Origin of the sequence: Xanthobacter pseudotagetidis, from assembly GCF_043194795.2 — a bacterium.
Lineage (GTDB): Bacteria > Pseudomonadota > Alphaproteobacteria > Rhizobiales > Xanthobacteraceae > Xanthobacter > Xanthobacter tagetidis_A.
In genome coordinates this window covers 4,315,892-4,338,330 of record NZ_CM195534.1, presented here as the reverse complement: position 1 = coordinate 4,338,330, position 22,439 = coordinate 4,315,892, and the positions used below count along the sequence as shown (strand labels likewise).

Below are 22,439 nucleotides of genomic sequence, written 5' to 3'. Positions count from 1 at the left end.
CTGCACATTCCATGCGCGCGGCGCACACAAATTGGTAGCTCTATGTTTGGAAAGGCCCTAACGTGGGTCACCCCAAGGAAAACGGATGACCGGACAATGGCAAAATCGCAAGAGCCAGTCACCATTAAGAAATACGCCAACCGCCGTCTCTACAACACCGGCACGAGCACCTATGTGACTCTCGAAGACCTCGCCAACATGGTGAAGGATGGCGAGGATTTCGTAGTATACGATGCCAAGAACGGCGATGACATCACCCATTCGGTGCTGACGCAGATCATCTTCGAGCAGGAAAACAAGGGCCAGAACCTTCTGCCCATCACCTTCCTGCGCCAGATCATCCGATTTTACGGCGACAGCATGCAGATGCTGGTGCCGCGCTACCTGGAAGCGTCCATCGACAGCTTCACCAAGGACCAGGAAAAGTTCCGCGACCACGTGACGAAGACGCTCACGGGCACGACGCCTTTCGTCGGCCTTGACGACCACGTGCGCCGCAACATGGAGATGTTCGAGCGCGCCTTCCACATGTTCCTGCCGTTTCCCAAGACGGAAACCGGGGAAGGGGCGCCGGCTGCGGGCGCCGTCGGCAGCAGCCCGCCCGCGCCGAGCCCGGCTCCGGCCCCCGAGCCGCGCCCGGATGAGTTCGACGCCATCCGCCGGCAGATGGCGGAAATGCAGGCCAAGCTCGACCAGCTCATGAAGAAGCCCGAAGGCGAGGGCGAAGGCGGCGCTTCGCAGACCTGAAGATCTGGGCCGCGCGACCGCCGTTGCTGCGTCGGTTCCTTGGCCGGTGGTCCACCTTCTGCGTCGCGGGAACCGCGGCGCAGCGGCGATGGCCCCCGCGGATAGCGAGACGTGCCGGGATGGCGCGAGAGCGTCCTATGCGTTCTCGCGTGGCGCGATGGCGAAGTCGCGCTGGGCGACGCGCACCGAGATCGAGAACCCGGCCACCACGTCGAACAGCATGATGCACAGCAGCAGGGCGAACACCGAATTGCCCGCCTGCGGCACCAGCAGGAACTCCGCGAGGCCGATGGCGAACAGCAGCATCGACAGCATGTGATCGATGATCGAGCGCGAGGTGATGCGCGTCGACTTCAGGACCTCGAAGAACAGCACCACCAGGCTGAAGGCGATGAACGCCTCGGCAAGGCTGATGTCCCATTTCGCTCCGGACAGCATCTCGACCATGGTGAGCGAGGTGTCCCAGTCGAGGCCGGGCGTGAGGAAAGCGAGGATGTTGAAGATCGCCAGCGGGATGATGAGCAGCGGAATCGGCGTCAGCATCACATTCTCCTCGACCGGACCTGCCTGCGGCCGGCCGCGCCGCGGCTGCCGATGGGGTCTCAAATCGTGCCAGGAAAGTCACCGCCACCGGTGAAAGGGCGGCAACGGAGAAAACGCTACGCGGACCTCATCCGGAACAGGCCGGACGGGCGGCCGGCGCGTTCCCCGTCCCGCAGCGAGGATACTGCCCGCGCCCCATTTCAATCTCATGTCCCTCGGCGCCGCGGTCCCGGGGCGCGCAGGCGAATCGGCCGCGCGCCGGGGGGCGAAGCACCAGGCCGGCCGCGCTGCGCGGCCGGCGCCCGCTCAGGCCTCGGCCTTGGGCTTCAGGATCTGCCGGCCCTTGTACATGCCGGTCTTCAGGTCCAGGTGGTGCGGACGGCGCAGCTCGCCGGAATCCTTGTCTTCAACGTAGGTCGGCTGCTTCAGCGCGTCGGCGGAGCGGCGCATGCCGCGACGCGACGGCGAAGTCTTTCTCTTGGGGACGGCCATGTCCTAAACTCCTCAAGGCGAGCCTTCTGCCCGCTGCGGTGGTTCGCGCAGGTTATGCCAAACCAGCGATCGAATTGAAGGCGCGCCTTATACAGTCTCTTTGGCGGGAGCGGAAGCCCCGCGCCGGCTGAATCGCCACGCCGCGCCGACGCGGCCCTTCGCCCAGGTCACGATCATGTTGCGGCCGGGGCCTTGTATTGCCAATCGAGGTAAGCGAGGGTGCGCCGCGCTCGCCCCGGCGGGACTTTTTCTTGGCTGGCGCCGCGCCGCCACGGAAAAGCTCCATCCGCCCGCGATGGATGGGCGCAGGCGGCCCCTCCGGGGCCGTTCGAGGGGCACACCCACTTTCCGAGGAAACCGGACCCATGAAGCGTTCCGCCCAAACCGCCGCTCTCGCGCTTGCCCTCGTTGCGGCGACGGGCACGGCCGTCTTCGCCCAGGCCACCGCCACGCCGCCGGCCACCGCTCCGGCTGCCGCCGCGCCCGCGCCCGGCGGCGATCCCGTCCTGGTGACGGTGAACGGCGCCCCGATCCGTGCCAGCGACCTCGCGCTCGCGGCCGAGGAAATCGGCCCCAACGTGCCGCCCGAGCTCCAGGGCCCCCAGCGCCTCGAATATGTCCTGTCCTACCTCACGGACCTGACGCTGCTCTCGCAGGCCGCCGCGGCTGAAAAGCTGGACCAGACGCCCGAGTACAAGCAGCGCATGGCCTATGCCCGCACCAAGGCCCTGGTGGACGCGCTGCTGACCGAGGCGGCGAAGAAGGCCATCACCGCCGAGGAGAAGCGCAAGACCTACGAGGAGTTCGTCAAGCAGCGCAAGCCCGAGACCGAGGTGCACGCGCGCCACATCCTGGTGGACGACGAGGCCAAGGCCAAGGAGATCGCCAAGAAGGCGAAGGCCGGCGCCGACTTCGCCAAGCTCGCCAAGGAGAACTCGAAGGATTCGAGCGAGGACGGCGGCGACCTCGGCTACTTCACCAAGGAGCAGATGGTTCCCGAATTCGCCGAGGTCGCCTTCAAGCTCGACAAGGGCCAGGTCTCCGACCCGGTGAAGACCCAGTTCGGCTGGCACGTCATCAAGGTCGAGGACAAGCGCGAGAGCGCGGTGCCGCCGTTCGAGCAGGTGGAGAACGAGATCGAGCGCTTCCTGGTGCAGAAGTCCCAGGCCGAGCTGGTCACCAAGCTGCGCGCCGAAGGCAAGGTGGAGAAGACCGCCGCGCCCGCAGCTCCGGCCGCTCCTGCGGCCCCCGCGGCCCCGGCCGCGCCGGCGCCGACCAAGCCCTGAGCAGGCCGCCGCGGGGCCTCGCCGCGCGGCAATAGATGACACGCCGGTCCGGACCGTCCGGGCCGGCGTTTTCGTCTGCGCCGCGGCGCGTGCCTCAGCCCTGCGGCACCAGCTCTGCCAGCACCGCGCGCACGTCGTCCGGGATCGGCACGGGCCGCTGGGTGGCGCGGTCCACATAGACATGGACGAAGGTGCCCTGCGCGGCGCAGCTGCCGTCCTCGCCCTGGAACAGGGCGATGTCGTAGCGCACCGAGGAGGTGCCGAGCTTCGCCACCCTGAGGCCGGCGATCACCGGCGCCGGGAAGTTGAGGCTGCGGAAGTAGGTGCAGCGCGTCTCCACCACGAGGCCGATCACCGGGCTGGTCGCCGGGTCGAGCACCCCGGCGCGGATCAGGCGCTCGTTCACCACCGTGTCGAAATAGGCATAATAGACCACGTTGTTCACGTGGCCGTAGACGTCCACGTCCGCCCACCGCGTGGTCAGCGGCAGCAAATGGGTGAAGTCCGCGCGCGTGAAGGGGCTCTCCCGTCCGCCCGATGCGCCCTGTCCGCTCATCGTCTCTCCCTCGTCACCCGAAGTCGTCCGAAGGCCGCGTCCCGCGGGAGCGCGGCCGCTCCCGCAATACGTCGCCGGGCGGCCGGGCTCAAGGCCGGCGCGTCGCCTTCGGGGCGAGCGCGTCGGCGAGGCTCATGCGGGCGGAACCGGGCTTGAGCGGCTTCTGCTGGCTCGCATGAGGCGTCCAGCCGGACAGCCACAGGATCTCGAATGTGGCTCGCACGCGCCCGTCCGGATCGGCGAAGCGCTGCTGGTAGATCTCGGCCGCGCGCAGCAGCGTGGCGCGCTTGAGGGGCACGCGGCGGCGCTCGGCGAGCGCGTTGGTGGCGCCCATGCGGCGCAGGTCGTCGAACAGGGCGAAGGGCGAGCCATAGCGCACCACCACCTTGTCCACGTCCGTCACCGGCAGCGCGAAGCCCGCTCTCTGGAGCAGGCCTCCGAGGTCGCGCACGTCCGCGAACGGGGCGACGCGCGGCGAGAGGCCGCCGGTGGTCTCGCTCTCCGCCTCGGCGAAGGCCTGGCGCAGCTCCGCGAGCGAGCGCCCGCCGAGCATGGCGGCGAGGAACAGCCCGTCCGGCCTCAAGGCGCGGCGCACCTGGGCGAACACGCCCGGCAGGTCGTTCACCCAGTGCAGCGCCAGCAGCGAGACCGCGAGGTCGAGCCGCTCGCCGGCGAAGGGCAGCGCCTCGGGGTCCGCCACCACGTCGCCGGGAGCGAGGCCGGCGGCGATCGGGGCGGCGCGCAGCACCCGTCCCACCGCCGGATGGTCCGCGAGGGCACGGACGGCGGCATCGGTCGGGGTGGCGAGGTCGAGCGTCGTCTCGAAGCGCCGGCTCACCGCGCCAAGCCGGTCGGCGAGGTCCTCGGCGGCGCGGTCGAGCAGGAAGGTCGCCGGCCCGATCGCGCCGGCGCGCGCCAGCCGCCGGCGCAGCAGCGCACGGTCGAACAGGCGCGGACCGGCTTCGGCGGGCGGGGCCGGCGCGGAGAGGGACGCGGAGGCATCGTCGGTCATGCCCCCGCATATAGGCGCTCCGCGCTGCCGGCGCATCATGGGGCATGTCGGCGGTCCGCCGCCGCCCTCAGCCCGGCTCGTCGGGACACAGGGCCAGCGTGACCGGGTCGGCGTCCGCCGGGATCATCCCGCCCATGGGGCGGCAGCGCCCGTTTATGCAGATACGCCAGTCGGCGGTGGCGCCCGAGCGGCGCAGCACCACCTCCTTCAGGGGCATCGCCTGCGGGCGGGCGACGTAGCGACCGCCTTCCATGACCGCGCCCTCGGGCGGCTCCATGCCGGCGCCGGAGCCCTCCACCCGCATCTCCACCACCACGAGGCCATCGGGCGTGGCGCGCCAGTCCTCCTGCCATTCGCTCTTCTGCACCGAGTGGGTCCAGGCAAGCGTGAACGCGGCGCCGAGGCGCACCACCGCGCCGCCGGCGACCAGGCAGGCGAGCGCGCCCACGGACGGCTCAGGCCGCCGCCGCGCGGGCGGCGCGGGTGCGCCAATAGTGCCAGCCGAGCAGCAGAGCGGCGGCGAGGAAGCCCACCTCGTCGGTCAGCCGCAAGGACAGGATCAGCAGCGCCGCCGCTCCGAACGCGATCAGGCGCTCCAGCACGTTCAGCGGGCCGAGCAAATAGCCGGTGGCGGCGCCCGCCCACAGGACGATGGCAATCACCGCCTTCACGAACACATAGACCACCGCCGGCCAGAAGCCGATGGCCGCCGCCATGGGATCGCCGTCCTGGAGCATGAGCGCCGGCGCGTAGACCGCCATGAAGGGCACCACATAGCCGGCGAGCGCGATGCGCGTCGCGATCCAGCCGATGGTCTGCCCGGACGCGCCGGCGATGGGCGCCGCCGCGAAGGCCGCGAGCGCCACCGGCGGGGTCAGGTCCGCCATGATGCCGAAATAGAACACGAACATGTGGGAGACGATGAGCGGCACGCCGAGCTCCAGCAGCGCCGGCCCGGCGATCGAGGCGGTAATGATGTAGTTGGGAATGGTCGGCAGCCCCATGCCCAGGATCAGGCAGGCGATCATGGTGAGGATGAGCGACAGGAACAGCGAGCTCTTGCCCACCTCCACCACGAAGGTCGCGAAGGTGGTGGCGACGCCGGTCAGCGTGAAGATGCCGATCATGGTGCCGACCAGGGCGCAGGCGATGCCCACCGGCAGCGCGTTGCGGGCGCCGTCCGCCATGCTCTCCAGGCTGATGCGCAGCGTCTCGCGCCCGCCCTTGATAAAGAACAGCAGCACGACGAGCGCTAGCACCGCGAAGGCGACGCCGTTGATGCCGTATTCCAGGAAGCTCGCCGCGGCGAGGCCGAGCGCAATCCAGAACGCGACCCGCAGGCCGTAGGGGCCGATCAGCCGTGCAATCGGCGTGCCGAGCACGATGAGGGCGGTGAGGGCGAGGCCGACGGTGCCGGCGAACAGCGGCGTGTAGCCGGAGAACAGCAGCCACACCAGCGCCGCCAGCGGCAGTAGCAGGTACCAGCGCGTGACCAGCGCCTTCAGCGCGTCCGGGCATTCCGCCTTGGGCAGGCCGAGCAGGCCGTATTTGCCGGCCTCCAGGTGCACCATGGCGAACACGGTGAAGAAATAGAGGAAGGCCGGGATTACCGCCGCGGTGGCGATGTCGGCATAGGGAACGTCGATGGTCTCGGCCATGATGAAGGCGACTGCGCCCATTACCGGCGGCATGATCTGCCCGCCCATGGAGGCGGTGGCTTCCACTGCGCCGGCGAAGGCGGGCCGGTAGCCGAACTTCTTCATCAGCGGGATGGTGAAGGCGCCCGTGGTCACCACGTTGGCGACGCCCGAGCCGTTGATGGTGCCCATGAGCGCCGAGGAGATGACCGACACCTTGGCCGGGCCACCCCTGGTGTGGCCCACCGTGCCCATGGCGAAGTCGTTGAACAGCTGGATCATCCCCGCGCGCTCCAGGAAGGCGCCGAACAGGATGAACAGGAAGATGAAGGAGGACGACACATAGGTGGGCGTGCCGTAGATGCCCTCGGTGCCGAGGAACATCTGGTCCACCACCTGCACGAAGTCGAACGAGCGGTGATCGAGCGGCGGCGGTAGGTACTGCCCGAACAGCCCGTAGAGGATGAAGACCCCGCAGATGATCGGCAGCGAGGCGCCCATGAGCCGCCGCGAGCCCTCGAACACCAGCGCGACCGCGAGCACGCCGACGACGACGTCCATGGTGCTGGGGTCGCCCGCCCGCACGATCAGGTCGGCATAGAACACCCAGTGATAGAGGCCGACCACGAAGGACAGGATGCCGAGCCCCCACAGCGCCAGGCGTTCGGTGCCGCTCTTGTGGTTGGCGGCGATGGCGAACACCACCAGCAGCAGGAAGCCCACATGCACCGAGCGCACGATCTGGCTCGCGAGCGGGCTCCAGGCGGCGGTGATGATCTGGAAGGCGGAGAAGGCCACGGCGATCCAGAACACCGCCCGGCCCCAGGCGCCCGGTCCCCAGGTGAGGTCGAGCAGGGCGTCGTCCACCACCACCGCCGCGCCGTGGTTCGGAGCGTTGATGTCGTGGCTGACGGGGGGGATCGTGTCGGGGGTGTGGAGCGATGAGGTCATGAGCGGGCCAAGGCGCTGAAGGTCGGTGAGGCGGCGGCGCGCGCCGGGATGGAGGCGGTGCGGACGGGGCCTGCCGAAACGGCGCCCGCGACCCGTTCGAGAGCAAGCCCGCAGCCCGTGCCGGCTTGGTCGCCGGGCGACCTGCCCGGCATGGCCGCTCAGGCCGCGCGGCGCGCCCGTGCCGGGGGGCGGGGCGGGGAGGGCGCCCCCATCCCGCCCGCCGCGGCGCGCCGGTCGCGCCTCAGGGCGTCACGCCCTTTTCCTTGAAGTACTTCTCGGCGCCGGGATGGAACGGCACCGGCGAGCCCTTCATGGCGTTCTCGACCTTGATGCTCTTGGCCGCCGCATGCGCCGCCGCCAGCTCGGGCAGATTCTCGTAGATCGCCTTGGTGATGGCGTAGACCTCGTCGTCCTTGAGGTCGGCGCGGGTGACGAGGAAGTTCGGCACCGCGGCGGTGGCAACGTCCGCGTCCTGGCCCTCATAGGTCTTGGCCGGGATGGTGGCCTTCAGATACGGCGCGCCGATCTTGTCGATCACCGCGCCCGGCACCTCCACCACCACGATCGGCACGGAGTTCGCGAGGTCCTTGATGGAGGCGACGCCGAGGCCGGCGGACTGGAGCGTCGCGTCGAGCTGGCGGTTCTTCATCAGCTCGACCGACTCCGCGAACGGCAGATACTCGATCTTGCCGAGGTCCTCGTACTTGATGCCGGCGGCGTTCAGGATGGCGCGGGCGTTGAGCTCGGTGCCCGAGCGCGGCGCACCCACCGACAGGCGCTTGCCCTTCAGGTCGGCGATGGTCTTGATGCCGGAATCCTTCGAGGCGACGATCTGGATGTAGTTGGGATAGATGCCGCCGAGCGCCCGCACCTTGGTGAGGGGCGCCTTGAAGCCGGCCTCTTCCTTGCCCGCCGCGCCGTCGGCGAGGCTGTCGGCGAGGGTGAAGGCCACCTCGCCCTTGCCCTGCTGGATCAGATTGAGGTTCTCGACCGACGCCTTGGTGGCCTGCACCGAGGGCCGCGCCCCGGGCACCTTCTCGCCGATGACCTTGGAGATGGCGACGCCGAGCGGATAGTACACGCCCGAGGTGCCGCCCGTGAGGACGTTCACGAATTCCGCATTGGCGGCGACGGGCGCGAGTGCGATGGCCCCGGCGAGCGTCGCCATTACGAGCTTTTTCATTGGCGTCCCTTCCTGCTGATGTGGTTGGCGAGAAGCTACCTGCTTGCCTCACAAAGGCCAGCAGCTTTTTCCTTTCCCGCGACTAAAGTCTATGTGTTTGCCCTCGAAAACGCGAACCATCCGGTGCAGGCGGGCGGACCTGCACCGGATGGTTTTAGTCCACCGGGTTGCCGATGGGGAAGAGATCATTCCGGCTCGATGCCGGCGGCCTTGGTGATCTCGGCCCATTTCTTGGTCTCCGCCGCCACCAGCTTGGCGAGGCCTTCCGGCGTCGAGGAATTGGGTTCGATGCCGGCATTGAGCAGCGCCGTCTGGACGCTCTGGTCGCCCATGGCCTGGACCATCGCCTTGTTGAGCGTGGCGATCACCGGAGCCGGCGTCTTGGCCGGCACGAAGGCCGCGAACCAGGCGGTGAGCTCGTAGCCGGCGATGCCCGCCTCGCGCATGGTGGGCAGCTCGGGCGCGAGCTTGGAGCGTTCCGCGCTCGACACGCCGAGGGCCTTCAGCTTGCCGGCGCGCGCCTGCGGCAGGGTGGTGGAGATGTCGGCGAACATCACCTGGATCTGTCCGCCGAGCAGGTCGCTCACCGCCTGCGGGTTGCTCTTGTAGGGCACGTAGAGGATGTCCACGCCCGCGCCGGTCTTCAGCATCTCCACCGCGAGGCGCGAGGAGGTGGAGCCGGCGCCGAAGGAGAGCTTGCCGGGGTTCGCCTTGGCGTAGGCGACGAAGTCCTGCGTGGTCGCGGCCGGCACGGACGGGTTCACCACCAGCGCGAGCGTGATGGTGCCGAGCGTGGTGACGGGCTCGAAATCCTTGATGTGGTCGTAGGAGAGCTTCTTGTAGAGCGCCTGGTTGGAGGCGTGCGTGGAGTTCGAGGTGATCAGCACGCTGTAGCCGTCCGGCGCCGAGCGGGCGACGTTGCTGGCGGCGATCTGGCCGGTGGCGCCGGGCAGGTTCTCCACCACCACCGGCTGGCCGAGGATGGACGACACCTTCTCGCCCAGCACGCGGGCGAGCGTGTCGGTGGCGCTGCCGGCCGAAAACGGCACGACGAAGCGGATCGGCCGGCTCGGATAGGCCTCCTGCGCCGCCGCCGGAGTGGCGGATGCGAGGAGCGGCGCGGCCGCGAGCGCGGCCAGGGCCGCGAGGATCAGGCGGCGCGGCGGCGTGGGGACGGGGGTCGTCTTGCTCATGGCGGTTCTCATGGCGGTTCTCCCGGAATGTCAGGGTCTTGGTGTTGCCGGGGCGGCCGTGGCCGCCGCCGGAGGCGCGAGCGCCCGGACGAGGTCCGCGGGCACGCGGACCTCCAGGGCGAGGAGCAGGAAGGACAGCGACTTGCCGTGCCCGTCGAGGCCGAGCGAGGCGTTCACCCCGCCGTCCAGCACGTCGTCGAGCACGAAGTTGAAGGCGGCGAGGTTCGGCAGGTCGTAGCGCAGCACCCGGCTCGGCCGGCGGGCGGCGAACAGCGCTGCGACCCGCTCGGCCGTCACCTGCGCGGCGATCAGCGGGACGGCCTCGGGCGTGCGGCAGACGAGCGCGAGGTTCAGCCGGTTGCCCTTGTCGCCCGCCCGCGCATGGGCGAGGAGCCGCAGAGGCACGCGCGCCTCGGCCGGGGCCGGCGGCGCGGCCGTGTCGGGGACGGCCTGTGGGCTCATGGCGCGGCCTCCGGGCCGAGCAGCGACATCTTGGGCGCGACGAGGTCGCGCTCCACCAGGCAGGAGGCGCTGGCGAGCCGCGGCGTCAGGTGCCGCCGCACGCCTGCCCCGCCTGCCGGGCCGGCGCAATAGAGCGCCTCCACCTCGTCGAGCAGCAGCGACAGCGCGGCGGCGTCCGTGCTCTGGGCGGAAAAGCGCAGGCGCACATCCTCGGCGCGGCTCTCGGGAAAGGCGGCGGCCAGCGTCGCCCCGGCCGTGTCGTTGAACAGGCTGGCGATGCCGACGGCGTCCACCCGCACGGCGAGGCCCGGGGCGCGCCGCGCGAGGCGCGCGAGAACCACGTCCGCCGCGAGCCGCGCGCGGCCGGCGGCGCCGGGGCCGGCATAGGATATCTCGGCTTCGGCGAGGACGCCCGCTTCCACGCAGACGGTGGCCTTGAGGGTCTCGGGTCTCGGGCGCCCCCGCGCGCCCGAGACCCGCACCCGGTCGGCCCCCACCTCCGCGACCCGGACGCCGGTGACGTCCAGGACCACGTCGGGTGTGAGATAGGCGGCGGGATCGTGGATCTCGTAGAGGATCTGCTCGGTCACCGTGAAGCGGTCGATGCGCCCGCCGGTGCCGGGCGGCTTGCCGATGACGAAGGTTCCGTCGGCGGCGATCTCGGCCACCGGAAACCCTACTTCGTCGAGGCCGGGCACGTCCTTGATGCCGGGATCGGCGAAATAGCCGCCGCTCACCTGGCTGCCGCACTCCAGCAGGTGGCCGGCGAGCGTGCCGGCGGCCAGAAGGTCCCAGTCGTCGTCGCGCCAGCCGAAGGCGTGCATCAGCGGCCCTAGCGCGAGGGCGGGATCGGCCACCCGGCCGGTGACGACGATGTCGGCGCCGGCGTCGAGCGCGTCGGCGATGGGACGGGCGCCGAGATAGGCGTCGGCCGAGACCGGGGCCGACAGGCCGGCGAGGATGCGCCCACCCACCTCACGCGCGGCGAAACCTTCGGGATCGAGGCGCCCGGCGAGGTTCGCCCCGTCCACCACGGCGATCACCGGCGCATGGCCGAGCGTGCGGGCCATGGCGGCGACGCGGCGCGCGGCGGCCGTCGGATTGGCGGCGCCGAAATTGCCGACGATACGGATGCCGGACTTCAGGCACCGATCGAGAACCGGCGCCAGGAAGCCTTCGAGCGCGGGACTGTAGCCCGCCTCCGGATCGCGCCGGCGCGCGAGCTGGCACAAAGCGAGGGTGCGCTCGGCAAGGGTCTCGAATATCAGGAAGCGCGGGCCGTCGAGGGTGGACAGCATCTCCACCACCGGCACGGCGGCGTCGCGCCGGTCGCCGGCGAACCCGGCCCCGCTGCCGATGCGCACGATCCCGCTCGCGCCTGCTCCCGCTCCCATGCGTCTCCCCGATGTCACGCCCGTCTGGCGCGGGCATGGGGAGAGGCTAGACAGCGGCAATTCATCAAGTCAAATAGCTAAATACGATAAATTATTAGGTTAGAATTATGAATATCACCGTCCGCCAATTGGAGGTGTTCGCCGCCGCCGCCCGCGCGCCGAGCTTCACCGAGGCTGCCGGCCAGCTCGGCATCTCGCAGCCGGCGCTGAGCGAGACCATCCGGCGCATCGAGCAGGAGCTGGGCCTGCGCCTGTTCGAGCGCACCACCCGCAAGGTGGCGCTCACCGCCGACGGGCGCGCGCTCGCCGGCCTCGCCGAGGAGGTGGTGCGCGACGTGCGCTCGGGGCTGAAGGATCTGGCCGAACGCGGCGCCCGGCGCCCGCGCATCGCCATCGCGCTCCTGCCCTCGGTCGCCGCGGCGATCCTGCCGCAGGCGGTGGCGGGGCTCCGGGCACACTATCCGGAGGCGGAGGTCTCGGTGTTCGACGTGCTGCACGAGCGCGCCGCCGCTCTGGTGGAGGAGGGCGTCGCCGACGTGGCGGTGACCATGCGGCCCGCCGGCGACGCGCTCGCCTTCGAGCCGCTGGGCTCCGACCGCGTGCACCTGCTGATGCCGAAGGGCCACCCGCTCGCCGGCCGCAACCCCCTGCCCTGGGCGGCGCTGGCGCCATTCCCGTTCGTGGCGCTCGCCCGCACCACCTCGGTGCGTCGCATGGTGGACAATGCCATGGCGGCGGCCGACCTCGCGCTCGCGCCGCGCTACGAGGTGGAGCAGATCCCCTCCGCCGTGGCGCTGGTGGCGGCGGGGCTCGGCATCACCGCCTTGCCCGAGCTCACCTTCGCCATGTTCCCCCGCAAGGGCGTCGCCGTGCGCCCGCTCCAGGCACCGGTGGTGGCGCGCGGGCTCGGCCTCATCACCCGCGCGGGGCGCGAGCTTCCGCCTGCCGCGACGGCGCTTGCCGCCGCGGTGCGCGCGGCGTTTCGCTCCGCCGGCATCGAGCGCGCCGGCGCGCCGTGACCGTCCGCCCCACGTTCCGTTGAGGCCTCGTCCCCGCCGCGCCGGTGCCTTCGCCTTGCTTAGCGGGAGAAGGGGGCACCGTGCCGCCCTTGGGCGCGCGCTTGCCAGCCGGGCCGCGGGACGGCAATGTCAGGCTGGAAGGACATTCATAGGTTGCATGCCGGCGCGCGCTCTCGCCGTGCGGAAGCCATGGGGAACGGGTAGATCATGGACATGGACGCTGGGAAAGCCGCAGCCGGCGCACGTGACGCGGCCGCTTTGCCGGAGCTTCGGCTGGGGTCCCTCAGCCGCCGGTCGTTCCTCATGGGCTCCGCCCTCGGGCTCGGCGCGCTCTCGCTCGCCGGCTGCGCCGACGGCCTGAGCCTCGCCGAGGCGGAGAAGCTCTATGGGCCGCTGCCCAACGAGAAGTTTCCGATCCCGGCGACGGACATCAGCAAGGTCAACCCGAAATACTTCCGCCGCACGGTGAAGTACGAGACCAAGGAAGCGCCGGGCACGATCATCGTCGATCCCGGCAACTACTATGTCTACCGCATCGAGGATGAGGGCACCGCCACCCGCTACGGCGCCAATGTCGGCCGGGCCGGCTTTCTGTGGCACGGCGACGCCTATGTGGGGCGCAAGGGCGAATGGGCCACCTGGACCCCGCCCAAGGAGATGATCCAGCGCCAGCCGGAGGTCGCCAAGTATGCGGGCGGCATGCCGGGCGGCCTCGAGAACCCGCTCGGCGCCCGCACGCTGTATCTCTACCAGGACGGAAAATACACGCTCTACACGATCTATGCGAGCAGCGACCCGGAATCGATCGGCTCCGGCATCACCAGCGGCTGCGTCGGTCTTCTGAGCCAGGACATGATCGACCTCTACGACCGCACGCCGGTCAAGACCAAGGTGGTCGTGCTGCCAGCGTAGCCTTGGGCGACCGCATCGCCCGTCACGACAGTTACGCTGCGTCCCATCCCCCGCCGGCCGGCGCCGCAGCGCATCGACACGCCAAGGGCGATCGGTTTAGGGAGCATGGGGTTCCTCGCTTCGCTGGCATAGTCAGCGGCCGGGACTCGCGTCATAGTTGAGCTCTCTGGGGAGGGGGCTCCACATGCGACGCATCACCGTGGGATTGCTCGCGGCTGGCTTGGCTGGCTGCGCACCAACGCTGCTGCCGACGCCGATCGACGATCTCGTTCCGGTGGACGTGATCGTGAATACGGTGAAGTGCGAGATCGCGATGGTGGTCACGAACTTCGAGACCCAGAAGCAGGGACGCCTTGTTCCGCTGGGTCAGCCCTTCACGGTCACCTTGAAGCTGAAGACCGTGAACAAGGCCAATGTGAGCGTCGAAGCGGGCGGCGATCTCTCGATTCTCGCCCTGAACAGCTTTGTGCCGTCGCTGACGCTGGGGGCCGGCATCGAGCCCACCGCCACCGTCGACACCACAACCAAGCTCACCGTTCTCGGAACTGCCGACGACATCAGCATCTGCCGCCGCGCGGCCGCGGAGGACAGCATCCTCTCGAACGGCATCGGCTATTTCGCCTATGTGGATGCGCTCGCCCGCAACATAAACCAGGTGGTGGCGGGCAACCCGAAGATGATCACGGACAAAGTCATCTATGATGCGACGTTCGGCGTGACCGTGAGCGGCAGGGGCTCGCTGAAATACGGCTTCGTGCCATTGGCCGTCACGGGCAAGACCGAGGCGAGCTCGAGCCGGACCCAGCAGGTGACGATCGAGTTCGACAACTGGAAGGCGCCGCCCCCGGCAGCGGAGAGCGCCGGAAGCGCGAGCGCTGCGCCGAAGCCGCCGCAGCGCTGCGCCGGAGGCAATTGCCCGGGGGGCGCGGCGCCGGCCTCTGCCGACGAACCCATTCTGATGGAGACCATTCGCAAGCTGCAGCAGAGGGACAGCGCGCCGACGAATTAGGCAGCAGAAGGGCCCCGGCGTCCACTCACCCCTCCAGCTCCTCCTTCAGGATCTCCAGGCGCAGCCATTCCTCCTCGGCGGCGTCCAGCTCCCCCTGCGCCTTCGCCAAGGCGGCCGAGGTCTTCTCGAACTTGCCGGGATCGCGGGCATAGAGGCTCGGGTCCTCCAGGAGGGCGGACAGCTTTCCCATCTCCGCCTTCAGCTTGTCCATGGCGGCGGGCAGGGATTTCAGCGCGTGCTGCTCGTGGAAGGAGAGGCGGCGCCTCGCCTCCTTCGGCGCGTCGTCCCTGGCGCCGACGCGCGCCTTCTCCCGCTCCGGCGCGCCCTTGGTCGCGGCCGCCTTGGCCTGCACCCCGTGGCCGCGCTGGGCCACCATGTCGGCATAGCCGCCGGCATATTCGCGGAAGGAGCCGTCGCCTTCCGCCGCGATCACGCTCGACACCGTGCGATCGAGGAAGTCGCGGTCGTGGGAGACCAGGATCACGGTGCCGGGGAAGTCCGCCACCATCTCCTGGAGCAAATCGAGGGTCTCGAGGTCGAGGTCGTTGGTGGGCTCGTCCAGCACCAGCAGGTTCGCCGGCATGGCGAGCGCGCGCGCCAGCATCAGGCGGCCGCGCTCGCCGCCCGACAGCACCGACAGCGGCGCGTTGGCCTGCTCGGGGGTGAAGAGGAAGTCCTTCAGATACCCCATCACGTGCTTCGGCACCCCGCCCACCATCACCTGGTCCGATCCGCCGCCGGTGAGCGCGTCGCGCAGGGTGGTCGTGGGATCGAGCGCGGCGCGCTTCTGGTCCAGCGAGGCGATATCCAGGTTGGTGCCGAGCCTCACCGTGCCGGTGTCGGGTTCGAGCGCGCCGGTGAGCATCTTCAGCAGCGTGGTCTTGCCGGCGCCGTTGGGGCCGACGATGCCGATGCGGTCGCCGCGCAGGATGCGGGTGGAGAAGTCCTTCACCACCGGGACGCCGCCATAGGATTTCGAGATGCCCTTCGCCTCTATCACCAGCTTGCCGGAGGCCTCAGCCTCGGTGACGGCCAGCTTCACGTTGCCGGTGGCCCGGCGCTCCTCGCGGCGGTCCTTGCGCATGGAATGCAGCAGGCCGAGCCTGCGCACGTTGCGCTTGCGCCGCGCGGTGACGCCGTAGCGCAGCCAGTCGAGCTCGGCGACGATCTTGCGGTCGAGCTTGTGGCGCTCCAGTTCCTCCTGCTCCAGCACCCCGTCGCGCCAGGCCTCGAAGGCGCCGAAGCCCTGGTCGAGCCGACGCGTCGCGCCGCGGTCGAGCCAGACCGTGGCGCGCGAGAGGTTCTCGAGGAAGCGCCGGTCGTGGCTGATGAGCACGATGGCGGACTTCAGGCCCTTCAGCTCGGCTTCCAGCCACTCGATGGCCGGCAGGTCCAGGTGGTTGGTGGGCTCGTCCAGCAGCAGCACGTCCGGCTCGGGGGCGATGACGCGGGCAAGTGCCGCGCGCCGCGCCTCGCCGCCGGAGAGGATCGCGGGGTTCTCCTCGCCGGTGAGGCCGAGCGCCTGGAGCAGATAGGCAGCGCGATAGGCGTCGTCGCCGGGCGCAAGGCCGGCCTCGACGTAAGCGAGCGTGGTGGGAAAGCCGGTGAAGTCGGGCTCCTGCGGCAAATATCGCACGGTGGCGCCGGGCTGGAAGAAGCGCGAGCCGGCGTCGGGCTCGACCAGGCCGGCGGCGATCTTCAGCAGCGTCGACTTGCCGGAGCCGTTGCGCCCCACGAGGGCGAGCCGCTCGCCGGCGGAGACGGAAAGCTCCGCCCCGTCGAGCAGAGGCATGGCGCCGTAGCGCAGGTGGATGTCCTGGAGCAGGATGAGGGGTGGGGCCATGGGGCCCCGCTTATCGTGCCGCGGCGCGGAAGGCAAAGGGGTGGCGTGCGCCCCGCTTGGCCGCTGCTCGCTCTCCCCCCCTTGCCCGGGCCCACTCCCCCTTGTGGGGCAGGGCAGGGTGGGGGCGCTCCGTGAATGGGGAGGGCTCCGCCACAAGGGGAGGTGCGGTGCGCAAAACCGCGCCCTTGCATCGCCCGCGTCGCGGCGCCATGTAGCAGGGGACGGCGCCCGGCGCCGATGGAGGCACCCATGACCCAGACCACGGGCCGCATTTTCGACGAGATGGCCCGCCTCGTGAACGACGCCGCCGGCGTCGCCCAGGGCGTCCGTCGCGAGGCCGAGACGGTGATGAAGGCCCAGATGGAGCGCTTCCTGCGCGACATGGACCTCGTCAAGCGCGAGGAGTTCGAGGCCGTGAAGGACATGGCCGCCAAGGCGCGCGAGGAGAACGAGGCGCTTGCCGCCCGCATCGCGCTGCTGGAGGAGCGGCTCGCCACGCGCTCGTCCGCCGCCGACGAACTGGAAGGCTGAGCGCCCGGCACGGGCGATCGGGCGCGGGGGATGACGCAGACGGCACCCACAATCTGTCGTAGCCCCGCAATGATTCCCCGCGATATACTGATTTTCGTGGCGATTCGTAGCCGGTTCGTCGCGCCGGGGCGCGACGGGGCGTAGCCTTGCCACGGCGGGCCGGTCCGCCGGCGCGCCTTGACGGCACGCCGCGCCGCGCATGCCTCCCCGGGCCTGAGTTGCCGCCCGTGCCGCGTTCGACCCTCTCCGCGTTCCTCACACCGCGAGGTCGAGGCCATGTCTCTCATCGACATCGAAGCCGATGCGCCGGCGAACCCCGTGGACCTCGTGGAGCGGCTCGCCGCCGTCCATGACTGGTCCTTCGAGCGCTCCGACGAGGACGAGATCACCCTTTCGCTCTCCAGCCGCTGGACGGACTGCCATGTCTCGTTCCAGTGGATGGACGAGCTGGAATCGCTGCATCTCGCCTGCGCCTTCGACTTCAAGGTGCCGGAGGGGCGCCGCAACGAGGTGCTGAAGCTCCTGGCGCTGGTGAACGAGCAGATGTGGCTCGGCCATTTCGACCTGTGGTCCCAGGAAGGGGTCATCATGTTCCGCCACGCGCTGCCGCTCTCGGGCGGGGCGACGGCGTCGAGCCGCCAGTGCGAGGCCATCGTCGATGCCGCGCTCGACGCGGTGGAGCGGTATTATCCCGCGTTCCAGTTCGTGGTCTGGGCCGGCAAGAGCGCCCGCGAGGCCATGGACACCGCCTTGTTCGACACGGTCGGCGAGGCCTGAGACGGGGCATCCGCCTTTCGTCGCTGGGCCCAGCCGCCGCAATTCGTGCGCTTGCCCTCCGGCTCGACCGGAGGGCCCATGCCAAGCTCATCCTTCCGCCTTGCGCTGGAGGCGCTCGACGATGCCGCGGGCGATGATGGTGGCGACGCCGATGAAGGTGAGCACCGAGGCCGCGGCGAACGCCCCCGCCACGTTGTAGTCGTGGTACAGCAGCTCCACCTGGAGCGGCAGCGTGTTGGTGACGCCGCGGATGTTGCCCGACACCACCGAGACCGCGCCGAACTCCCCCATCACCCGCGCGTTGCACAGGATGGCGCCGTAGATGAGCGCCCAGCGGATGTTCGGCAGCGTCACCGTGAGGAAGGTGCGCAGCCCCGAGGCGCCGAGCGAGAGCGCCGCCTCCTCCTCGTCCGTTCCCTGCGCCTGCATCAGCGGGATCAGCTCGCGCGCCACATAGGGCGCGGTGACGAACATGGAGGCGAGGAAGATCGCCGGCAGCGCGAACATGATCTTGATGCCCGCCGCCTCCAGCATCGGCCCGAACAGGCCCTGCGCGCCGTAGACGAAGAGGTAGGCGACGCCAGCGACGATGGGGGAGACCGAATAGGGCACGTCGATCAGCGCGATCAGGAGGCTGCGGCCGGGAAAGTCGAACTTGCCCACCGCCCAGGCGGCGGCGATGCCGAAGGCGATGTTGACCGGCACCACCACCAGCGCCACCAGCACCGTGAGGAAGATGGCGTGCAGCGTCGCCGGATCGGCGAGCTTGCCCACATAGGCCGAAAATCCGCCCGAGAAGGCATTGGTGAAGATCACCGCCAGCGGCCCGCCCACCATCAGCGCGGTGACGAGGCACACGAGGGCGATCAGCGGCCCCTTGAAGGCCGGATGTCCGCCCACCGGGCGGCTGGCGCGCCCGGCGCCGTGGTGCTGCTCGCGCGCCATGGCTCAGTCGACCCCCGCGCGGCGCACGTGCCAGGCCTGGATGGTGTTGGTTGTGACCAGCAGCACGAAGGCCGCGGCGAGCATCACGGTGGAGATCGCGGCCGCCGCCGGATAGTCGAACTCCTCCAGGCGGATGAAGGTGAGCAGGGCGACGATCTCGGTCTTCATGGGCTGGTTGCCGGCGATGAAGATCACGGCGCCGAACTCGCCGAGGCTGCGCGCGAAGGCGAGCGAGCAGCCGGCGAGGAAGGCGGGGAAGATGGCCGGGAAGATCACCCGCCGGGCGATGTCGAGGTCGCTGGCACCGAGCGAGCGCGCCGCCTCCTCCACGTCATCGGCAAGATCCTCGATCACCGGCTGCAGGGTGCGCACCACGAAGGGCAGGCTGGTGAAGGCCATGGCGATGGCGATGCCGAGCGGCGTGTACGCCACCTGGAGGCCGAGTTCGGCCAGCGGCGCGCCGAACCAGCCGTTCTTCGCGAACAGCGCGGTGAGCGCGAGGCCGGCCACCGCCGTGGGCAGGGCGAAGGGGATGTCCACCACCGCGTCGAGGATGCGCTTGCCGGGAAACTCGTAGCGCGCCAGCACCCAGGCGAAGGCGAGCCCGTAGACCGCGTTGAAGAGCGTCGCCCACAAAGCGGTGGTGAGCGTCACCGAGATCGCCGAGAGCGTGCGCGCGCTGGTGATGATGGCGACGAACCGCTCGGGCCCGATCTCGGCAGCCTTGAGCATCAGGGCGGCCAGGGGCAGCAGCACGATCGTCCCCAGATAGAGGACGGTGGTGCCGAGCGCGAGGGAGAAGCCGGGAAGAGCGCGGCGACGCATGGACCTTCAGGGGCTTGGAACGGGATGGAGGCGGCGGCCGGCGGCGAGCCGGACGCCGCCGCATGGGCGACCGGGGCGTGGATGCCCGGGACAAGCCCGGGCATGACGGCGTGACGCGCGGCCGGCGACGCTTGACGCTCGGGTCGGCGCTCAGCGCTTCTCGAACAGCTGGTCGAGCTTGGCGCCGGAGGCGAGGTGCTCCTTGTTGATCCTGTCCCAGCCGCCGAACGCCTCCTCGACGGTGACGAGGCGCACCGGCGGGAACTGCTCCTTGTAGTGCGAGACCACCTCGGGATTGTGCACCCGGTTGTGGAACTTCGCGAGGATGTCCTGGCCTTCCGGGGTGTAGAGGAAGTCGAGATAGGCGGTGGCGGTGGCGCGCGAGCCGCGCTTGTCCACCACCTTGTCGACCGCCGCCACGGGGAACTCGGCGAGCAGGCTCACTTCCGGCACCACCACCTGGAACTTGCCGGGATACTGGTCGCGGATGCCGTTGGTCTCGGCCTCGAAGGTGATGAGCACATCGCCCACCTCGCGCTCGACGAAGGTGGTGGTGGCGGCGCGTCCGCCGGTGTCGAACACCGGCACGTTCGCGAACAGCTTGCGCACGAAGGCGTCGGCCTTCTCTTCCGAGCCGAGCTTCTCCTTCGCGAAGGCGTAGGCGGCCAGGTAGGTGTAGCGCGCGTTGCCCGAGGTCTTGGGGTTCGGGAACACGAGCTTCACGTCGTCGCGCACCAGGTCGTCCCAGTTGCGGATGTTCTTGGGGTTGCCGGCGCGCACCAGGAAGGCGGGCAGGGAATAATAGGGCGAGGCGTTGTTGGGCAGGCGCTTCTGCCAGTCGGCGGCGACCAGATTGCCCTTGTCGTGCAGCACCTGGACGTCGGTCACCTGGTTGAAGGTCACCACGTCCGCCTCCAGCCCCTCGATGATGGCGCGCGCCTGGCGCGAGGAGCCGGCATGCGACTGGTTGACGGTCAGGTCCTGCCCGGTCTTCGCCTTCCACTGCTTCACGAAGGCGGTGTTCACCGCCTGATAGAGCTCGCGGGAGATGTCGTAGGAGACGTTGAGGATGGTGCTCGGGCCGGCGGCCTGCTGGGCCGACGCGGGCAAGGCGGCAGCGGCGGCGAGGGCGGCGGCGAGGAGAAGGCGTCGCATGGTGGGGGTCCTTGGCGCGCACGGCGCGAGTTCGGAAGGGATGCCGCGCGTCCCTCCGGCCCCGCCGGAGCGGCTGCGAGGTGGAGGGGAACGCGGCCGGGCGGCTGCTCCAACTAATTCACATAATTTATACGTTTTAATGTCAATTAAAACAATAAATGCACGGTATATTCTATTCGTCAATCCTTTGGCGCGAATTATGCGTACGCCGCATCCGGTCCCGGATTAGCCGACCTTCCGTCCGGCGCCGTCCGGCACTAGAACCGGTGCCGGCGCGTTCCGGGCGCCCCGTTCTTCGATCTTCAAACCCTTGAGGCCTTCCATGTCCGAGCGCGCGCTGTCCTCCCTCACCGGTCCCGTCGTGCTGGTCGGGGCGGGCAAGATGGGCGGGGCGATGCTGGAGGGCTGGCTCAAGCTCGGCCTGCCGGCGCGCCTCGCCGTGGCCGTCGATCCGCACCTGCCGGCCGAGCCGACGGCGGCGCTTGCCGCCAAGGGCGTGCAGGTGAACCCGCCGAAGGACGCCATCGCCACGCCCAGCGTCCTGCTGCTGGCCGTGAAGCCGCAGGTGGCGCCCGAGGTGCTGCCCCAGGTGGCGCCGCTGGTGGGGCCGGGCACGCTGGTGGTCTCGGTGATGGCCGGGCGCACCCTCGGCTTCATCGCCGGCGCCATGCCGGCGGGCACCGCCATCGTCCGCGCCATCCCCAACACCCCGGCCGCCATCGGCCGCGGCGTCTCGGTGGCGGTGGCGAACGGCGCGGTGACGGCGGAAGGCCGCGCGCTCGCGGGCGCGCTGCTGGGCGCCATCGGCATCGTCGAATGGGTCGAGGACGAGGACCTCATGGACGCGGCCACCGCCGTCTCCGGCTCCGGCCCGGCCTATGCCTTCCTGCTCGCCGAGGCGCTGGCCGAGGCGGGCGCCAAAGCCGGCCTGCCGGCGGACCTGTCGGCGCGCATCGCCCGCGCCACGGTCTCCGGCGCCGGCGCGCTCATGGACCAGTCGGACCTGCCGGCGGCCACCCTGCGCCAGAACGTGACCTCGCCCGGCGGCACCACGGCTGCCGCGCTCGCGGTGCTGATGGACGAAAAGGCCGGCTTCGGCCCGCTGCTGACCGATGCGGTGGCCGCCGCCACCCGCCGCGGCAAGGAGCTCGCCGGCTGAGGCCGGGGGGAACGCGCAGACCCCTCACCCCGAGGGAGGGGGAGAAGCGGCAAGGAAGGGCAGGACACCGGTTGGCCTGCCGCCGCGATTGCGCGCTAGACTGCGCGCCGCCCGTCGCCGCGCCGGGCGCGCATGGGACGCAGCCGATGACTTCTGAGACCAGCCGCGAGGCCTGCCTCCACGCCTTCCTCCAGCTTCTGGCGGAACAGCCCTACGGCGCGATCGACCTCGCCGCCGTCGCCGCCCGCGCGGGCGTGCCGCTCGCCGAGATGCGCGCCGCCTTCGCCTCGCGCGCGGACCTGCTCGCCGCCTTCTTCCGCGCCACCGACCGCCGCGTGCTCGCCGAAGGCGGCCCGGACAGCGACGATCTCGCCGGCGAGGGGCCGAAGGAGCGCCTGTTCGAGGTGCTGATGCGCCGGCTCGACGCGCTGGAGCCCCACAAGGAGGCCGTGCGCAGCCTGGTCCGCTCCGCCCGGCGCGATCCGGGGCTGGCGCTGGCGGTCCTGCGCCTGTCCGAGCGCTCGCAGCGCTGGATGCTGGCGGCGGCCGGCATCGGCTGCACCGGGCTTGCGGGATCGGTGCGGGCGAAGGGGCTGGCGCTGCTGTTCGCGCGCATCGTCGGCATCTGGCTCGACGACGAGGAGGAGGGCCTCTCGCGCACCATGGCGGCGCTCGACCGGGAGCTGGACACCGGCGCCAAGCTGCTGGGCATGCTCGACGACCTCGCCTTCATCGCCGTGCCGGGGCGCAAGCGGCGCCCGCGCGGCGCCGAGGCCGAAGCCGAGGCGGCGCCGCCCGCCTGAGAGCC

Annotated in this window: 23 protein-coding genes; 9 read left to right on the top strand and 14 right to left on the bottom strand. The window is 70.3% G+C overall.

The window, feature by feature from the left end:
* The first annotated feature begins 96 nt into the window (after window positions 1-96).
* A complete protein-coding gene (gene phaR / locus V5F67_RS19820; RefSeq protein WP_394020425.1) occupies window positions 97-747 on the top strand; it encodes a polyhydroxyalkanoate synthesis repressor PhaR in 651 nt (216 codons plus the stop codon).
* A 135-nt stretch (window positions 748-882) separates the two neighbouring features.
* Here the strand turns inward: phaR and V5F67_RS19815 are convergent, their stop codons facing one another.
* Window positions 883-1,290, bottom strand: coding sequence for a hypothetical protein (locus V5F67_RS19815; protein ID WP_394020249.1), 408 nt, complete (start codon window positions 1,288-1,290; stop codon window positions 883-885).
* Window positions 1,291-1,596: 306 nt separating this feature from the next.
* Window positions 1,597-1,782, bottom strand: a complete 186-nt coding sequence (gene rpmF, locus V5F67_RS19810) for a 50S ribosomal protein L32 (protein ID WP_394020247.1) — start codon at window positions 1,780-1,782, stop codon at window positions 1,597-1,599.
* A gap of 365 nt (window positions 1,783-2,147) precedes the next feature.
* Between rpmF and V5F67_RS19805 the strand changes: the two genes are divergently transcribed.
* Complete coding sequence (locus tag V5F67_RS19805; RefSeq protein WP_394020245.1) at window positions 2,148-3,068, top strand: peptidylprolyl isomerase; 921 nt, start codon at window positions 2,148-2,150, stop codon at window positions 3,066-3,068.
* 94 nt (window positions 3,069-3,162) lie between these two features.
* Here V5F67_RS19805 and V5F67_RS19800 read toward each other — a convergent pair whose 3' ends face one another.
* The 8 genes from V5F67_RS19800 to V5F67_RS19765 all read right to left on the bottom strand — a co-directional run bounded on the left by V5F67_RS19800 (window position 3,163) and on the right by V5F67_RS19765 (window position 11,456).
* Window positions 3,163-3,624, bottom strand: a complete 462-nt coding sequence (locus V5F67_RS19800; RefSeq protein ID WP_394020243.1) for an acyl-CoA thioesterase — start codon at window positions 3,622-3,624, stop codon at window positions 3,163-3,165.
* Between the two features lie 88 nt (window positions 3,625-3,712).
* Window positions 3,713-4,636, bottom strand: coding sequence for a methyltransferase domain-containing protein (locus V5F67_RS19795; protein WP_394020241.1), 924 nt, complete (start codon window positions 4,634-4,636; stop codon window positions 3,713-3,715).
* A 67-nt stretch (window positions 4,637-4,703) separates the two neighbouring features.
* Window positions 4,704-5,084 carry a DUF1850 domain-containing protein gene (locus tag V5F67_RS19790; RefSeq protein WP_394020239.1) on the bottom strand — a complete coding sequence of 127 codons (381 nt, stop codon included), beginning with the start codon at window positions 5,082-5,084 and terminating at the stop codon, window positions 4,704-4,706.
* Window positions 5,085-5,091: 7 nt separating this feature from the next.
* Window positions 5,092-7,224, bottom strand: a complete 2,133-nt coding sequence (locus V5F67_RS19785) for a TRAP transporter permease (protein WP_394020237.1) — start codon at window positions 7,222-7,224, stop codon at window positions 5,092-5,094.
* Between the two features lie 241 nt (window positions 7,225-7,465).
* The gene (locus V5F67_RS19780; RefSeq protein ID WP_394020235.1) at window positions 7,466-8,407 is read right to left on the bottom strand and encodes a TAXI family TRAP transporter solute-binding subunit; all 942 of its coding nucleotides are present in this window, start codon (window positions 8,405-8,407) and stop codon (window positions 7,466-7,468) included.
* A gap of 185 nt (window positions 8,408-8,592) precedes the next feature.
* A complete protein-coding gene (locus tag V5F67_RS19775) occupies window positions 8,593-9,600 on the bottom strand; it encodes a Bug family tripartite tricarboxylate transporter substrate binding protein (protein WP_394020233.1) in 1,008 nt (335 codons plus the stop codon).
* 30 nt (window positions 9,601-9,630) lie between these two features.
* Window positions 9,631-10,062, bottom strand: coding sequence for an AtuA-related protein (locus tag V5F67_RS19770; protein WP_394020231.1), 432 nt, complete (start codon window positions 10,060-10,062; stop codon window positions 9,631-9,633).
* Window positions 10,059-11,456, bottom strand: coding sequence for an acyclic terpene utilization AtuA family protein (locus V5F67_RS19765; RefSeq protein ID WP_394020229.1), 1,398 nt, complete (start codon window positions 11,454-11,456; stop codon window positions 10,059-10,061). The genes V5F67_RS19770 and V5F67_RS19765 overlap by 4 nt, the downstream gene beginning before the upstream one ends.
* A 107-nt stretch (window positions 11,457-11,563) precedes the next feature.
* Here V5F67_RS19765 and V5F67_RS19760 point away from each other — a divergent pair, with 107 nt between their 5' ends.
* The 3 genes from V5F67_RS19760 (at window position 11,564) to V5F67_RS19750 (ending at window position 14,396) form a co-directional block, all read left to right on the top strand.
* Complete coding sequence (locus V5F67_RS19760) at window positions 11,564-12,475, top strand: LysR family transcriptional regulator (protein ID WP_394020227.1); 912 nt, start codon at window positions 11,564-11,566, stop codon at window positions 12,473-12,475.
* Window positions 12,476-12,682: 207 nt separating this feature from the next.
* Window positions 12,683-13,387, top strand: coding sequence for a L,D-transpeptidase (locus V5F67_RS19755; protein ID WP_394020225.1), 705 nt, complete (start codon window positions 12,683-12,685; stop codon window positions 13,385-13,387).
* A gap of 184 nt (window positions 13,388-13,571) precedes the next feature.
* Complete coding sequence (locus V5F67_RS19750; protein ID WP_394020223.1) at window positions 13,572-14,396, top strand: hypothetical protein; 825 nt, start codon at window positions 13,572-13,574, stop codon at window positions 14,394-14,396.
* A gap of 25 nt (window positions 14,397-14,421) precedes the next feature.
* Here the strand turns inward: V5F67_RS19750 and V5F67_RS19745 are convergent, their stop codons facing one another.
* On the bottom strand, window positions 14,422-16,239 hold the full coding sequence (locus tag V5F67_RS19745) for an ABC-F family ATP-binding cassette domain-containing protein (RefSeq protein ID WP_394020221.1): 1,818 nt from the start codon (window positions 16,237-16,239) through the stop codon (window positions 14,422-14,424).
* Window positions 16,240-16,488: 249 nt separating this feature from the next.
* Between V5F67_RS19745 and V5F67_RS19740 the strand changes: the two genes are divergently transcribed.
* Window positions 16,489-16,770, top strand: a complete 282-nt coding sequence (locus tag V5F67_RS19740) for an accessory factor UbiK family protein (RefSeq protein WP_394020219.1) — start codon at window positions 16,489-16,491, stop codon at window positions 16,768-16,770.
* Window positions 16,771-17,046: 276 nt separating this feature from the next.
* Window positions 17,047-17,547: a type III secretion system chaperone family protein gene (locus tag V5F67_RS19735; RefSeq protein ID WP_394020217.1), complete on the top strand. Its 501-nt coding sequence runs from the start codon at window positions 17,047-17,049 to the stop codon at window positions 17,545-17,547.
* A gap of 87 nt (window positions 17,548-17,634) precedes the next feature.
* On the opposite strand, the gene cysW is transcribed toward V5F67_RS19735, so the two are convergent.
* The 3 genes from cysW to cysP form a co-directional block, all read right to left on the bottom strand.
* Complete coding sequence (gene cysW, locus V5F67_RS19730) at window positions 17,635-18,492, bottom strand: sulfate ABC transporter permease subunit CysW (protein ID WP_394020215.1); 858 nt, start codon at window positions 18,490-18,492, stop codon at window positions 17,635-17,637.
* Between the two features lie 3 nt (window positions 18,493-18,495).
* Window positions 18,496-19,317 (bottom strand): sulfate ABC transporter permease subunit CysT, encoded by an 822-nt coding sequence (gene cysT, locus V5F67_RS19725; protein WP_394020213.1) that lies wholly within the window; start codon window positions 19,315-19,317, stop codon window positions 18,496-18,498.
* Window positions 19,318-19,467: 150 nt separating this feature from the next.
* Entirely contained in the window at window positions 19,468-20,472 is a 1,005-nt protein-coding gene (gene cysP / locus V5F67_RS19720) for a thiosulfate ABC transporter substrate-binding protein CysP (protein WP_394020211.1), read from the bottom strand.
* 322 nt (window positions 20,473-20,794) lie between these two features.
* Here cysP and proC point away from each other — a divergent pair, with 322 nt between their 5' ends.
* Both proC and V5F67_RS19710 read left to right on the top strand, forming a co-directional pair.
* On the top strand, window positions 20,795-21,631 hold the full coding sequence (gene proC, locus V5F67_RS19715) for a pyrroline-5-carboxylate reductase (RefSeq protein ID WP_394020209.1): 837 nt from the start codon (window positions 20,795-20,797) through the stop codon (window positions 21,629-21,631).
* A 146-nt stretch (window positions 21,632-21,777) separates the two neighbouring features.
* Window positions 21,778-22,434 (top strand): TetR/AcrR family transcriptional regulator, encoded by a 657-nt coding sequence (locus tag V5F67_RS19710; protein ID WP_394020207.1) that lies wholly within the window; start codon window positions 21,778-21,780, stop codon window positions 22,432-22,434.
* Window positions 22,435-22,439: the final 5 nt, after the last annotated feature.